General features: G+C 39.9%; 10 protein-coding genes, 1 pseudogene and 1 CRISPR repeat array. Of the genes and pseudogenes, 10 read left to right on the top strand and 1 reads right to left on the bottom strand.

The genetic code is table 11. From position 1 onward, the window contains the following. A partial coding sequence (locus FFM75_RS13460) for a hypothetical protein (RefSeq protein WP_171001515.1) occupies positions 1 to 188 on the bottom strand: 188 nt, incomplete at its 3' end. A gap of 252 nt (positions 189 to 440) precedes the next feature. On the opposite strand from FFM75_RS13460, the gene mobQ reads away from it, so the two are divergent. From mobQ to FFM75_RS13410, 10 genes and pseudogenes are all read left to right on the top strand, one after another. After that, on the top strand, positions 441 to 2504 hold the full coding sequence (gene mobQ / locus FFM75_RS13455; protein ID WP_137629678.1) for a MobQ family relaxase: 2064 nt from the start codon (positions 441 to 443) through the stop codon (positions 2502 to 2504). A 96-nt stretch (positions 2505 to 2600) separates the two neighbouring features. Further along, a pseudogene (locus FFM75_RS13450) lies at positions 2601 to 4736 on the top strand (type IA DNA topoisomerase). 121 nt (positions 4737 to 4857) lie between these two features. Further along, on the top strand, positions 4858 to 5073 hold the full coding sequence (locus FFM75_RS13445; RefSeq protein ID WP_039106706.1) for a hypothetical protein: 216 nt from the start codon (positions 4858 to 4860) through the stop codon (positions 5071 to 5073). A 3-nt stretch (positions 5074 to 5076) separates the two neighbouring features. Next, on the top strand, positions 5077 to 6201 hold the full coding sequence (locus FFM75_RS13440; protein ID WP_137629677.1) for an ArdC-like ssDNA-binding domain-containing protein: 1125 nt from the start codon (positions 5077 to 5079) through the stop codon (positions 6199 to 6201). Between the two features lie 172 nt (positions 6202 to 6373). Beyond that, on the top strand, positions 6374 to 10480 hold the full coding sequence (gene cas9 / locus FFM75_RS13435; protein WP_137629676.1) for a type II CRISPR RNA-guided endonuclease Cas9: 4107 nt from the start codon (positions 6374 to 6376) through the stop codon (positions 10478 to 10480). A 208-nt stretch (positions 10481 to 10688) separates the two neighbouring features. Continuing rightward, positions 10689 to 11594 (top strand): type II CRISPR-associated endonuclease Cas1, encoded by a 906-nt coding sequence (cas1, locus tag FFM75_RS13430; RefSeq protein ID WP_057908978.1) that lies wholly within the window; start codon positions 10689 to 10691, stop codon positions 11592 to 11594. Beyond that, positions 11572 to 11877 carry a CRISPR-associated endonuclease Cas2 gene (gene cas2, locus FFM75_RS13425; RefSeq protein WP_137629675.1) on the top strand — a complete coding sequence of 102 codons (306 nt, stop codon included), beginning with the start codon at positions 11572 to 11574 and terminating at the stop codon, positions 11875 to 11877. The genes cas1 and cas2 overlap by 23 nt, the downstream gene beginning before the upstream one ends. Further along, positions 11874 to 12545, top strand: a complete 672-nt coding sequence (csn2, locus tag FFM75_RS13420; protein ID WP_137629674.1) for a type II-A CRISPR-associated protein Csn2 — start codon at positions 11874 to 11876, stop codon at positions 12543 to 12545. Before cas2 ends, csn2 begins: the two co-directional genes overlap by 4 nt. Before the next feature lie 28 nt (positions 12546 to 12573). After that, positions 12574 to 13798: direct repeats of the CRISPR family, unit length 36 nt; unit sequence GTTTTAGAAGGATGTTAAATCAATAAGGTTAAACCC. Between the two features lie 595 nt (positions 13799 to 14393). Beyond that, the gene (locus tag FFM75_RS14095; protein WP_220096583.1) at positions 14394 to 14525 is read left to right on the top strand and encodes a DUF5839 family protein; all 132 of its coding nucleotides are present in this window, start codon (positions 14394 to 14396) and stop codon (positions 14523 to 14525) included. Between the two features lie 219 nt (positions 14526 to 14744). Beyond that, a partial coding sequence (locus FFM75_RS13410; protein WP_171001514.1) for a KxYKxGKxW signal peptide domain-containing protein occupies positions 14745 to 15193 on the top strand: 449 nt, incomplete at its 3' end.

Below are 15193 nucleotides of genomic sequence, written 5' to 3'. Positions count from 1 at the left end.
TTTTTGGATAAGGACTTGATATTGTCATTAGATAAATTAGCATAATCTAAATTGGCTTGACTGATGATTTGTTTACCTAGCCGTTGTTCAATCTTATTTTTTTCGTCCTTAATTTTTTGATTAAGGGCTTTTAATTTAGCTTCTTGTTTTTCTAAGTTACTTTGAGTCACAATTATCCCTCCAATCATCTTAAAAATAATCACGGACACTATATCATAAGGTAAACGTTAAGTCAAAGGATAAAAGTTGAAATAGCGAAGCGGAAGGCATACACTAAAAGTAAATTCAGGATAATCAGCAGGCCGAGTGAAACGAGGTCAATGCGCACTTACACCCCACTAAATTCTTGTGGGGTAAATCGTGCTAAAATCTTGTATTAGAAGTCGCCGATGGCGACAACAAAGTCAAGCCCATAGAATCAAAGTAAAGAGGTGACTAACATGGCAATTTTTCATATGAGTTTTAGTAATATCAGTGCTGGTAAAGGACGCAGTGCCATTGCCAGTGCCGCTTATCGAAGTGGTGAAAAATTATTTGATGATAAAGAAGGCCATCACTATTTTTATGCCCGGTCGGTTATGCCAGAGAGCTTTATTTTAACCCCAAAAAACGCACCAGAATGGGCCAGTAATCGAGAACAATTATGGAATGAAGTTGAAAAGAAAGATCGTAAATCAAACTCACGGTATGCAAAAGAATTTAACGTGGCTTTACCGGTAGAATTAAGTGAATCTGAACAGAAAGAATTACTGACAAAATATGTGCAAGAAAATTTTGTCGATCAAGGTATGGTAGCTGACGTAGCAATTCATCGCGATCACCCAGATAATCCGCACGCTCATGTGATGTTAACTAATCGGCCGTTCAATTCAGATGGAACATGGGGAATTAAGAGCAAAAAGCAATATATTTTAGATGATAATGGCAACAAAACATATACCGGAACTAGCAAGTACCCTAAGAGTAGAAAGATACTGATGGTCGATTGGGATAAAAAAGAAAAAATAACTGAATGGCGGCACAATTGGGCAGTTAGTGTCAATCAGGTTTTAGAGCAAAAAAATATTCCGGATCGAATCAGTGAAAAATCATTTGTGGAACAGGGAATAGCTGACACACCAATGCAACACGAGGGAATCAATAGCAAACGGCATGAAAGAAAGGCATTTAATCAACAAGTTAAGAACTATCGTAAGTCCAAAGCTGGCTATAAAAATATGCAGGAGAAAGTAGTTAATCGAGGCCACTTGGATAGCCTAAGTAAACACTTCTCGTTTAACGAGAAAAAAGTGGTCAAAGAGTTAAGCCACGAACTGAAAACTTATATTAGTTTGGAAAGTTTAGATGATAAGCGGCGCATGCTATTTAATTGGAAAAACAGTACCTTAATTAAGCACGCTGTTGGTGAAGATGTCACTAAGCAATTATTGACAATTAACCAACAAGAAAGTTCACTAAAAAAAGCAGATGAGCTCTTAAATAAAGTAGTTGATCGCACGACTAAAAAACTTTATCCAGAGCTTGATTTTGAACAGACAACCGCGGCTGAACGACGGGAATTGATTAAAGAAACTAATAGTGAACAAACGATTTTCAAAGGCAGTGAATTAAACGAACGTTTAATGAATATTCGCGATGATTTATTGACCCGACAATTATTGGCCTTTACCAAACGGCCATACGTTGGCTGGCAGTTATTAATGCAACAAGAAAAGGAAGTCAAAATCGAGCTTAAATATACGTTGATGATTCATGATGATAGCTTAGAAAGTCTAGAACACGTTGATCAAGGTCTACTAGAAAAGTATTCACTAACCGAGCAGCAAAAGATTACTCGCGCAGTCAAAGATTTGCGAACAATCATGGCTGTGAAGCAAGTTATTCAAACCCAATACCAGGAAGTTTTAAGAAGAGCCTTTCCTAACGGCAATTTTAATGAATTACCAATGATTAAACAGGAACAAGCCTATACAGCCGTGATGTACTATGATCCTGTTTTAACGCCATGTCAGGCTGAAACAATTGAACAGTGGCAAGCAAATCCACCACAGGTGTTCAGTCCCCAAGAACATCAACAAGGACTAGCTTATTTATCGGGACAGCTTAGCTTAGATCAGTTAGAAAATCATCACTTACAACGGGTTTTAAAGCATGATGGCACTAAACAACTCTTTTTTGGCGAATGCAAAGCCGATCCGACGATTAAGAACAGTCAGATCGAGAAAATCCAAAAGCAGTTAAAAGGGCAACAAGCCAAGGACGACCAGTATAGAAAAGTAAATATTGGACATTATCAACCGCTAAATTACAAGCCAGTTAGTCCAAGCTACTACTTAAAGACGGCCTTTAGTAACGCAATCATGACCGCCCTATATGCCCGTGATGAAGATTACGAACGGCAAAAACAGGCGCAAGGTTTAAAGGAGACTGAGTGGGAAATGACGAAAAAGCAACGGCAACACCAAACTCGTAATCGGCATGAGGATGGTGGCATGCACTTGTAATCGGAATAAAAAATGCACCGTTAAACCTGGTTAAAAGCGGCTGAACAAGGCAGAACAGAATTAGAACAGAAGCTCAATCACAAGGAGTGAACGAACATGACCACTGTTATCTTAGCTGAAAAACCCAGTCAAGCCCGTTCATACGTCCAAGCCTTTCAAAAGAGCACAAAAAAACAGGGTTACTATACGGTTAGCGACCCTGTTTTGCCCGATAATACGCTTGTCACGTATGGTCTCGGACATTTAGTTGAACTAGCCACACCGGATAAATACGATCAGAAATACCAGCAATGGGCCTTATCTAATTTACCGATTTTCCCTGATAAATACAAGTTTGAAGTGTCAACTAGTAAAAGAGCGCAATTCAAGATCGTTAAAGACCTGTTAACGAAAGCCGATACCATTATTGTGGCCACCGATAGTGGTCGGGAAGGCTCCAATATTGCCTGGTCAATCATGAGCCAAGCCCAGATTGACGTTAAAAAGAAGACCATTAAACGGCTATGGTTGAATAGCTTGGAAAAAGACGCCATTATTACTGGATTCAAAAATCTTGGTGATTGGCACAAAGACTATTTGGCTTATAAAGAAGCTCAAACCCGGCAAATTAGTGATTGGTTGATCGGTATGAATGGTAGTCCCTTATATACTTTATTGTTGAGGAAAAATGGGGTGCGTGGGGTGTACTCAATTGGTCGCGTGCAGACGCCAACCTTGTATATGGTCTATCAAAGAGACCAGGCAATCAAAAACTTTAAGCCGGAACCCTATTTTGAACTAAATGCGGAAATTTTAGCCAATCAGCAAAAATTCGTCGCAAAATTAGACCCCTATCAGCGGTTTAAAGATGAAACAGGGCTAATGACATTCATGCAAGCTAAACACGTTCAGAAAGGTTCACAGGGCGGTTTAATCAAGGACGTGCAAAAACAAGGCAAAAAGCGTGCCAGTCCCCAACTATTCTCGCTATCCAGTCTGCAAAGTGCCATGAATAAACGGTATCACGCCAGCGCCAGTCAAACCTTAGCGGCCATTCAGAGTTTATACGAAGCCAAGTACCTTAGTTATCCCCGCACCGATTGTGCTTACATCACTGATGAAGAATTTGATTATTTAGTGGCTAATCTGACGAAGTATCTGGGTTTAGTCTCTAAGCCAGTCGCTTTAACCAATACCACCCCAAATAAGCGCTATGTTAATGGAAAAAAGGTTGAAGAACACTACGCCATTATCATGACTAAAGTCGTGCCGACGAAAGAGAAACTAGCCAGCTTGCCTAAATTACAGCAACAAGTCTACGACCTGGTTTTAAGAACGACGTTAGCGATGTTTGCTGATCCGTACGAGTACGAGGAAACCACCATTATTACCCAAGTTGGTGACGCCAATTTTAAAGCAACCGGTAAGGTCCCAACTAAGCAAGGTTGGCAAGCTTTATTTGATGATCACAAAGCCGAACAGCAAGAAGCAGCAACTTTACCGCTCGTTCACCAAGGCGATCAAGTCCAAGCAAATCTGCAAACGCCGCAAAAAGAAACGACCCCTCCGGTACCATTTACCGAAGGTACCCTGATTACGGCCATGAAGACGGCCGGTAAAACGCTTGATGATGAAGCAGCCCAGGCGATTCTCAAAGACTTGCAAGGCATTGGGACAAGTGCGACCCGGGAAAATGTATTGGAAATATTAAAAAAACGCGGCTATCTCGTCACTGAAAAAAATAAGCTGCACGTCAGTGAAGCCGGGATAACATTATGTGAAGCGGTCGAACTCGAACCCTTGCTAACTAGTCCAGAAATGACGGCTAAATGAGAGCAAGCGTTACAGCAAATCAGTACCGAAGAACGCACCCCAGATAACTTTTTGAGCCAGATTAAGAAGTTTGTGGCGAAATTGATCGCTGATGTCCCCACACAATTAACCGGCAATTCAGCCATTAAGCAACAAATCAATCACCAACAGCAAGCACAAAAGTCCGCCGAGGTCTTCTTAGAAACACCGCAAGCGACCGTTTTAAATAAACAGAAGTTTTATATTGTAAAGCCTAAGCAAGGCGAAGACTTTACCCTGCCCAAGAAATGGAGCAGTAAGACCCTCGGGAAGACCGCCATTAAAGCGTTGGTCACCAAGGGGGAAACGAGCAAATTAAAGGGTTTCAAGAGCAAAAAAGGAAAGTCGTTTGACGCCAAGTTAAAGCTTGACGGCCATAAATTAAGTTTTGATTTTGATTAGAACCTACCTACCGCCCTGCACTACGTTCCGGTTGGTGAACCCGTCATTTAGGTTCACTTTTATAAAGCCAAAAGTAAACCTAAACAACGGGTGAGATTAGCAAAGCAAAGGAGATCATAAAATGGATAATAAATTAGAAGTCATTGGGAGTGAATTACCAGTTTTGCAGGCTAAAGGAACCTACAAGTATCTAAAAGAAATCACTGGTAACGGAGCCTATTATCAAGTGGCTTGGCAAAAATTGTCTGACGGTTACGTTGCCCTTTATGGCACGACCTCAATTCAAACAAAAGTGGCTCCCATACTGAATGATATTTTTGAAGATGAGGAGGGGTAACTTATGCCAAATAAAGCAGATGTTAAGGCTTGGAAAGCACAATTAGTCGCCCAGGCTGAACAGCAAATCCTAAAATTAACTGATAGTGACCAATTTAAAAAGTATCTCAATACCCTGGCTAAATTTCATCGTTATAGCGCCAGAAACATTGATTTAATTTATGCGCAAAATCCTCAAGCCACTCAAGTCGCCGGTTTTAAGCAATGGCAGAAGGCTTTTAACCGCACCGTCAACCGGGGCGCAAAAGCGATTCGGATTGCGGCTCCGATCATTAAGAAGCTAACACCAGCCGAGCAGAAGCATCTTGATACCACCGATGAGCGCGCCATTGTCGGTTATCGCTATCTACCCGTCTTTGATGTGGCACAAACTAGCGGTGAACCAGTGTTAAGTGCTAAAGACTTTGTCAAAGAAAATTTGGCCGATCATCAGAATGTGACAAGCTTATATAACGCGTTCAAAGATTATTTAAACCAGCAAACCGACCTTAAAGTCAGTGAAGTGCCTTTAGCGACGCTAAAGGGGGCTAAGGGGTATTTTCAACCCAGCACTAATGAAATCGTCATTGGTGGCGATGAGCCCGACAATGCTTTGAAACTAAAGACGTTATACCATGAATACGCCCATAGCCAATTACACGGCTTAAAATCAGCCTTTAAAGACCGGCCACGAGCCTATCAGGAAACCCAGGCCGAAGCGGTTGCGTACGTTGCCATGCAAAATATTGGCGTTGATACCAGCAACTACTCACTCGGTTACGTGGCCACCTGGGCTAAAGATAAAGCCGTGATCCATAGTGCTTTAAGTGAGATCCAGCAAGTGAGCAACAAAGTGATTGAGCTTAGCGACGGGTTAACCAAACAATTAGGCTTACAAGAAGCCCAAAAAGAGCCTGAGCATGATCTAAAAAAGTTATCAGCCCATGATCTTAATAAGTCCTACCAAAGCTTGCAACAACAAATTCAGCAAACGACTAATACACAGCAAAAATCACAATTTAGACATCAGTTAACTGATGTTCACCAAGAAATCAGTAAGCGAACACAAAAACAACTGAAAGCATTTGCTGAACAGAATCCGGAAATCAAACAACCCGAATCTGAACTTGATCAAAGTTTAAAACGTTAGCCAGTTTACAAATGGTCGTGCTGGCCTTCCTGGCACTACTCCTCAAAAGACTCTAAACAGGTTCTTAGCAAATATGTGTGAAAAGGGGTTTAAATAGTTATTAGTTCATGCATAATAGGTGATGTGCCTGAAGGGGTTTACTGAGCAACTTTATTTTAAGGAGTTTTATCGTATGAAAGTTAATAATTATCACATAGGTCTCGATATCGGGACATCGTCAATTGGTTGGGTGGCAATGGGGGAAGACGGCAAGCCCTTACGTGTTAAAGGAAAGACAGCGATTGGTGCCCGATTATTCCGAGAAGGCAAACCGGCTGCTGAGCGGCGAATGTTCAGAGCGACTCGTCGCCGTCTGAACAGACGAAAGTGGCGGTTGAAATTATTAGATGAAATATTTGATCCATATATCACATCTGTGGACAGCACCTTTTTGGCCCGTTTAAAACAATCTAATTTGTCGCCCAAAGATTTACGTAAGGAATTCAACGGCCCAATGCTGTTCCCGGATTTAACCGACAAACAGTACCACCTCGATTACCCAACCATTTATCACTTACGTCATGCGCTTATGACTCAGGATAAACAGTTCGATATTCGGATGGTGTATTTGGCACTTCATCACATTGTCAAGTATCGTGGAAATTTCTTAAATTCAACACCGGTGGATTCCTTCAAGGCATCGAAAGTGAATTTTGATGATCAATTTAAAAAGTTAAATGAATTATATACAGCAATCAATCCTGAAGAATCTTTCCAAATTAATCTCGCAAATAGTGAAAAGATCGGCCAACAATTCCTTGACCCATCCATTCGTAAGTTTGATAAGAAAAAGCAAATTTCAAAAATTGTCCCAGTTACAATGGACGATAAAGCCGTGGACAAACTTAACGGCAAGATTGCTTCAGAAATCGTCAATGCTATTTTAGGATATAAATCCAAGCTGGATGTGGCCGTGCAGTGTGACCCAGAAGATTCAAAACCATGGGCGGTGAAATTTGATGATGAAGATATTGATGCCAAACTGCAGAAGATTTTACCTGAAATGGATGAAAATCAGCAATCGATCATTGGGATCATTCAAGACTTGTATTCTCAAGTAACCTTAAACCAAATTGTCCCAAATGGAATGTCATTATCAGAATCAATGATTAAAAAGTACAACGACCACCATGATCACTTGAAGTTATACAAAAAGTTGATTGGTCAGATTTCAGATTCCAAGAAGAAAACAGCATTGAAGAAGGCATATGATCAATATGTTGGCAACGATGGTAAAGTCATCGAACAAGATGACTTCTATTCGAGTGTGAAAAAGAATTTGGATGATTCAGAGTTATCAAAACAAATCATGGATCTGATTGACGCTGACAAATTCATGCCAAAGCAACGGACATCTCAAAATGGTGTCATTCCTCATCAACTCCACCAAAGAGAATTGGATGAAATCATCGAACACCAAAGTAAATATTATCCTTGGCTGGCAGAATCTAACCCTAACAAGCATGATCTGCACCTGGCAAAATACAAAATCGAAGAACTGGTCGCCTTTAGAATCCCATACTATGTCGGTCCAATGATTACTCCTGAGGATCAGAAAAAGTCTGGGGCCGCAGTCTTTTCTTGGATGAAACGCAAGGAACCAGGTCAAATTACGCCTTGGAACTTTGACCAGAAAGTTGATCGAATGGAATCGGCCAATAAGTTCATCAAGCGGATGACCACGAAGGACACTTATTTAATTGGTGAAGACGTTCTTCCAGACGAAAGCTTGCTGTATGAAAAGTTCAAAGTGCTTAATGAGTTGAATATGGTCCGGGTAAATGGTGACTCGTTGAAGGTTGCTGACAAACAGGCGATTTATCAAGATCTGTTTGAAAATTATAAGCACATCTCCGTTAAGAAGATGCAGAACTACATTAAAGATAAAACTGGATTGCCAAACAATCCTGACATTTCTGGTTTATCCGATCCTGATCATTTTAATAATTCATTAGGAACTTACAACGACTTCAAAAAGCTCTTCGGCGATAAAGTTGACGATCCCGACCTCCAAGATGATTTTGAGAAGATCGTTGAGTGGTCAACTGTCTTTGAAGACAAGAAAATTCTGCGGGCCAAACTCAACGAAATTTCATGGTTGTCTGATAAGCAAAAGGATGATCTTGAATCCAGTCGTTACCAAGGGTGGGGCCGACTTTCCAAGAAACTCCTGACTGGGATTGTCAACGATCAGGGTGAACGAATCATTGACGAACTTTGGAACACCAACAAGAACTTCATGCAGATTCAATCTGACGATGACTTTGCTAAACGAATCCATGAAGCCAACGCCGATCAGATGAAGGCAACTGATGTGGAAGACGTCTTGGCAGATGCATACACTTCTCCGCAAAACAAGAAGGCCATTCGACAAGTCGTTAAAGTGGTTGATGACATTCAAAGAGCAATGGGTGGTGTTGCACCTAAGTTCATCTCAATTGAATTTACCCGTTCAGAAGACCGGAATCCGCGGCGGACAATCTCACGTGAACGACAGCTCGAAGATACCTTGAAAGATACTGCTAAGACCTTGGTTAAATCCATGAACCCTGACATTCTATCTGAATTGGATAATGCTTCGAAGTCTAAGAAGGGTCTGACTGATCGCCTGTATCTTTACTTCACTCAGCTTGGGAGGGATATGTATACGGGTAAGCCAATTAATATCGATGAAATCAGTAATTATGATATTGATCATATTTTGCCACAGGCGTTTATCAAGGATGATTCATTAAGTAACCGGGTGCTTGTATCAAAGGCAGTGAACAATGGTAAGTCAGCTAATGTTCCACTGAAGCTGTTTGGCGTCAAAATGGCTCACTTCTGGAAACAGCTTGCTGAAGCGGGATTGATCAATAAACGCAAACTAAAGAATCTTCAAACGAATCCTGACACCATTAGTAAGTTTGCCATGCACGGTTTTATTAGACGACAGTTAGTGGAAACCAGCCAGGTGATCAAGCTTGTTGCAAATATTCTTGGTGACAAATATCGCAATGATGATACCAAGATTATTGAAATTACGGCTCGGATGAACCATCAGATGCGAGATGAGTTCGCCTTTATCAAGAACCGTGAAATCAATGATTACCATCATGCCTTTGATGCTTATCTGACCGCATTCTTAGGCAGATATCTATATCACAGATATATTAAGCTACGTCCTTACTTCGTTTATGGTGACTTCAAGAAATTCAGAGAAGATAAGGTTACCATGCGTAATTTCAACTTCCTGCATGATTTAACAGATGATACCCAGGCGAGAATTGCTGACACCGAAACTGGTGAGGTAATTTGGGATCGCGAAACTTCAATTAAGCAGTTGAGGGATGTTTATCATTTTAAGTTTATGTTGATTTCACAAGAAGTGTTTTCTCTGAATGGAATGATGTTCAAACAGAAACTTTTCCCAGCCAAAGTTGCGGAAAATTCCACATTGATTCCTATCAAACAAGGCAAGCCGGTTAACATTTATGGCGGGTATAGCAATAATGTGGATGCTTATTTATCCATTGTAAAAATTAGGGGCAAAAGAGAAAACAAATACAAAGTCGTTGGCGTTCCGATGAGATCATTGCATAATCTAAAACTGGCCGAAGGCATCGGTCATGAAGCATATATCAATGAACTTAAAATGGTATTAACTCCACAATTTACCAAAGACAAAAAGAATCGAAAAACTGGGCAAATTTCTCGACAAGTAACTGACTTTGAAATAATTGTTGGCAAGCTGATGTATAGGCAGCTAGTTATCGATGGACAGGAAAAGTCGCTGATTGCTAGTTCGGTGTACCAATATAATGCTAAGCAACTTGTGCTGTCAGATGATTCCATCAAAACCATATCTAATGCAGAAAATTGGGACGAGGAAATTCTCTCTACAAGATATGATCAGGTCTATGATGAAATACTGCAAAAGTGCAAACAGTTTTTACCTATTTTTCAACATAGACATTTTCAAGAAAGATTAGAAGCTGGGCAGCCGCAATTTAGCCAACTGTCAGTTCGTGATCTGTACAAAGGGGCGAAAATGGTTCGATCTGGTAAGAAAAGCATAATCAACTCTATACTACGGGGAATCCATGCGAATGCGGATAGACCTGACCTTGACTTATTTGGAATTAAAAACCTTGGGCAGTTTAGTTCAACAAGTGGCATCAATCTTTCTCCTAATACAATAATTTGTTATCAATCTCCAACAGGATTATTTGAACGACGAGTTACTTTGAAAGATCTATAACCAAAAAAGGAACCACTTTCCAAATCGAAGAATGGTTCCTTTCGCTTATGTAATGCCCATATAATGGGTCGAAAGTTGAAGCTCCGCGCAAAGCGCATTGCTTGATTTTAACACAGGATGTTAAATCAATAAGGTCAAACATGTTGGGAGCTACCCAACACAAATAATAATACCCCAATTCACTAATTGGGGCAAGGGAGATTTTATTATGGGATGGCGATCAGTCGTCGTATCGCAACACGCAAAAATGTCTTATTCATCAAGAAATATGATTGTTCAGACAATGGATGGGATTAATCAAGTGCCAATTGAGGATATTGATTTACTTTTGGTTTCGACCACACAAGCAGTCATTACAACTACTTTAATTAGCGAATTAGTAAAAGGCCAAGTCAAAATTATCTTCACGGATAATGCCAGTGAGCCAGTCTGTGAGACGGTTGGTTATTACCCCAATAATCGAAATGTCGATCTGATTAAGAAACAGTTTAAGTGGGATTCAAAACGACAACAATTACTTTGGACAAAGATTGTTGCCAGCAAAATCGTGAATCAAATTAATGTTTTGTCGATTTATGGGGTTGAGAATGTTGACTTGATTACTGAACTGGATAAATTAGAAGTGGATGATATTACCAACCGGGAAGCGGTCGTTGCACGTAAATACTTCCCCCTATTATTTGATAATAAATTTAGTCGACGCGACTTTTCTCCGGTGAATGCTGCCCTTAATTATGGGTATTCAATTCTATTGTCCAATGTTAATCGTGAGATTGTCTCCAATGGGTATCTCACATATTTAGGTATTCATCACCACAGCAACGATAATCAATTTAATTTGGGCTCGGACTTGATGGAGCCTTTCCGCCCGGTGATTGATTATTGGTTGGCGAATCAGAACTTCAAGGAATTGACGCCAGATGTGAAATTTGGCTTGGTAGATTTATTGAACCTTGAAATGTCGTTCAATGGTAAAAAAATGCTATTCCGGAACATTATTTCAGAACACGTTCACAACTGTTTGAAGTATTTAAGTGGTGAAGCGGATGAAATCCAAATCGAGGTGGAATTAAAAAATGAGGTACCGAATAATGCGATTAATGGTAATGTTTGATTTGCCAGTTGAAACCAGTGAGAATCGACGGAACTATCGGAAATTTCGGGAAGCCTTGATTAATGAAGGATTTTTGATGATCCAGTTTTCAGTCTACGTAAGAGTATGTGTGAATAAGAGATCGGCAGACTTCATGGAGAAGCGGATTGCCGCGATGGCACCTCCTGAAGGACTGATTCAATCCTTGATAATGACTGAAAAGCAATATAATGACATGCACTTCCTTGCTGGCAAGCCAAAAGAAGATGTCCGAAATTCTTCGGAGAGGACTGTTATCCTATGAAAATTTCATATGCTGCCCACAAGGAAATTGAACTAAGTTTTAAAAAACCGACGGTGATCGCAACGAACAATCCAACGGTCTATCATGACTTTGTTGTGGGACTGAGTTCGTTCAACGACAAAGTTAAGTTGTTTGATGATACCTTTGAGTCAGTTGAAGTCAAAGACGCCATTGATTGGCAAGGGGATGTGGGGCTTAGTGATGGGGTGAGTGAAAAGTATAGTTCCGGGATTTACAAGCAACTTGAAGCTGTATTGACTGATGATCAGCGTAAATCCATAACTGACATGAACAGTCAGTTATATACCCTTGTTCAGCAATGCTTATTCATGATTGATCTACCCTTGGAAGTCACTTATGATTGGGATTTAAAGAAGTTGTTCAAGTACTGCAAAATTCATTTTAATGCTGATACCATGCAGAACCCATATGCTATAATTGAATCAATTATTAAAATTCATTTAGAGTGTGGACTCAAGTCTGCGGTTGGATTAACTAATGTCGCTCATTATCTTAATCAGCAGCAAATAGCTGACTTATCCAAGCTCACAATTTCCACGGGGATCTCGACATTATTAGTAGAATTCACAGATATGAAGTCACAGGAGCTTTATACTAATTGCGACTTCTACTACATTGACAAGGACTTTGTTGATTGGCATTCATAGTACATTAAAATCCGGTTATAAAAAATCGGTTTTAGAAGGATGTTAAATCAATAAGGTTAAACCCTCAAAATTTTGGGAATTTTGGATTCATGAAGTTTTAGAAGGATGTTAAATCAATAAGGTTAAACCCAGTGTCGCTAAGCAGATACAACAAGACTATGTTTTAGAAGGATGTTAAATCAATAAGGTTAAACCCCGGTGTTGATTCGCCTGCAACCGTGAATCCGTTTTAGAAGGATGTTAAATCAATAAGGTTAAACCCTAACACGTTCGATGATTGAGGTTGATGTATGTTTTAGAAGGATGTTAAATCAATAAGGTTAAACCCGGATAAGAACCTTAAACGAGTCGCCACCTTGTTTTAGAAGGATGTTAAATCAATAAGGTTAAACCCAGCAGTAGATACTAGTGGGAATGTTTATGCGTTTTAGAAGGATGTTAAATCAATAAGGTTAAACCCACGTGAACATGCACTCAAATGGTGGCGACGGTTTTAGAAGGATGTTAAATCAATAAGGTTAAACCCGAACGATTACATGTTTATTTATATCACTTAGTTTTAGAAGGATGTTAAATCAATAAGGTTAAACCCAACTAATTAGGAGGTAATCATAATGGACTTGTTTTAGAAGGATGTTAAATCAATAAGGTTAAACCCAGTGATAACGTGCGTATACCCTTTCGAGATAGTTTTAAAAGGATGTTAAATCAATAAGGTTAAACCCCTAGGTCTACAATATTTAGATATGAAAAAGGGTTTTAGAAGGATGTTAAATCAATAAGGTTAAACCCCGCTTGCGCTTGTTTGCTTCCGCTAGTTTGGTTTTAGAAGGATGTTAAATCAATAAGGTTAAACCCTCTGGTTCAAAATGACCACCATACTCAATGTTTTAGAAGGATGTTAAATCAATAAGGTTAAACCCGGCTTTACTTGTCTCCAACCCATTATGGAAGTTTTAGAAGGATGTTAAATCAATAAGGTTAAACCCATGCTAGTGCCTGGATAAGCTTGCCTAACTGTTTTAGAAGGATGTTAAATCAATAAGGTTAAACCCAACCAACTTTACTGCCGGATTGCAGAGTAAGTTTTAGAAGGATGTTAAATCAATAAGGTTAAACCCAGTATATCCTGATAGAACATTGAAGAAAATGTTTTAGAAGGATGTTAAATCAATAAGGTTAAACCCTCAGCGTAAACCATGCCACCTAGTCTCTTAGTTTTAGAAGGATGTTAAATCAATAAGGTTAAACCCCAAGTTTAACCATGAAAGTATTTCTGATGAGTTTTAGAAGGATGTTAAATGGCCACTAGGGTATACCTTATTGGCTTTACTTGGCTGTATGAACTGATGCCACCTGCAATAGTTCAGTAGGATTGTCCAAATTAGGCGATATTTATCAAACAGTATGCAAGCTAATTTCGTGTTTGAAGATGGTAAAGGTTTGATATACATGCTGCTGTCACCACACAGAGGTCACCAGCCCCGAATAGCCAGATTCAGTTCCAGGTCTGCCGGACCCAAGACGACGAGCAGGGTTGTTGCAATAATCACCACGAAAGAAGGTTGCCAAGTTTTTGACAAGCATCAACGCTGCAATAAGGACGGTAAGCTAACCGTAACGCCAAAAGCTGATAAAACCGCGGAGTATGCTGGTAACCCAGCAAAACCAACGATGCCAGCGCCTAAGCCAACGGTTACTAAAGTAGTTAAGATGATCCAGACTGGTCATCACCAAACTTAATTTGATCGATTGGTGGCTTGGTTCAAATAATTGCTAGTCTGAGGGCTCAGCACGTGTACTAAACACATTAAGGAATGACTGATGACCAAAATAGGAGGAATCAACATGGCTGATAATGTGTTAATGGCCTATCATATTGTGCATGATCCCGATGATTGGGCGAAACATGTATTGAATACGAAAAAGTTGTATAAGTGGCGGATCACTGAACAGACGAGAGGGATGCCAGTGATTTAAATTTAAAGTTTAATTATGTTATTATAAACGTGATTTATTAAGACCACTTAATTAATAATGGGACTTTAGCATGATTTCAAATATTTTCGTGCGAAAGATAGGCCCAATTTAGGGGATATTAGTAGTTTCTATTCTAATTGAAAAGACCCGATAGCCTTAATAAACCGGGATTTTAATGACAACATTTTATCTAAAAAAGTGAGAAAGGTATGTTCTTTTATGTTAAGGAATAATTTAAGGAATAATTATTTTGGAGAGATTAAAACGCATTATAAATTATATAAATGCGGTAAGAATTGGGCTGTCATGGGGATTTCATTATTTTCGCTGGGATTAGGGATGCTAGTTACCAGCCAGCCAGTGTCAGCTGATGTGACAGCCACCAGCACCTCAAGCAGTGCAGCAAAGGCCGAAACGACTAGTGCAAGTAGTAGCAGTGCAGTGAAGGCTGAAACGACCAGTGCAAGTAGTAGCAGTGCAGCGAAGGCTGAAACGACCAGTGCAAGTAATAGCAGTGCAGCGAAGGCTGAAACGACCAGTGCAAGTAATAGCAGTGCAGCGAAGGCTGAAACGACCAGTGCAAGTAATAGCAGTGCAGCGAAGGCTGAAACGACCAGTGCAAGTAATAGCAGTGCAGCGAAGGCTGAAACGACCAGTGCAAGTAATAG

Source organism: Lactiplantibacillus daowaiensis (genome assembly GCF_005405085.1).
GTDB classification, from domain to species: domain Bacteria; phylum Bacillota; class Bacilli; order Lactobacillales; family Lactobacillaceae; genus Lactiplantibacillus; species Lactiplantibacillus daowaiensis.
This window is presented reverse-complemented; position numbering and strand designations above follow the sequence as displayed.

Coding starts and splice junctions, on each gene's coding strand:
- FFM75_RS13445 (WP_039106706.1), top strand. CDS start 4,858: ATGGATAATAAATTAGAAGTCATTGGGAGTGAATTACCAGTTTTGCAG.
- FFM75_RS13440 (WP_137629677.1), top strand. CDS start 5,077: ATGCCAAATAAAGCAGATGTTAAGGCTTGGAAAGCACAATTAGTCGCC.
- cas1 (WP_057908978.1), top strand. CDS start 10,689: ATGGGATGGCGATCAGTCGTCGTATCGCAACACGCAAAAATGTCTTAT.
- cas2 (WP_137629675.1), top strand. CDS start 11,572: ATGCGATTAATGGTAATGTTTGATTTGCCAGTTGAAACCAGTGAGAAT.
- FFM75_RS14095 (WP_220096583.1), top strand. CDS start 14,394: ATGGCTGATAATGTGTTAATGGCCTATCATATTGTGCATGATCCCGAT.
- csn2 (WP_137629674.1), top strand. CDS start 11,874: ATGAAAATTTCATATGCTGCCCACAAGGAAATTGAACTAAGTTTTAAA.
- mobQ (WP_137629678.1), top strand. CDS start 441: ATGGCAATTTTTCATATGAGTTTTAGTAATATCAGTGCTGGTAAAGGA.
- cas9 (WP_137629676.1), top strand. CDS start 6,374: ATGAAAGTTAATAATTATCACATAGGTCTCGATATCGGGACATCGTCA.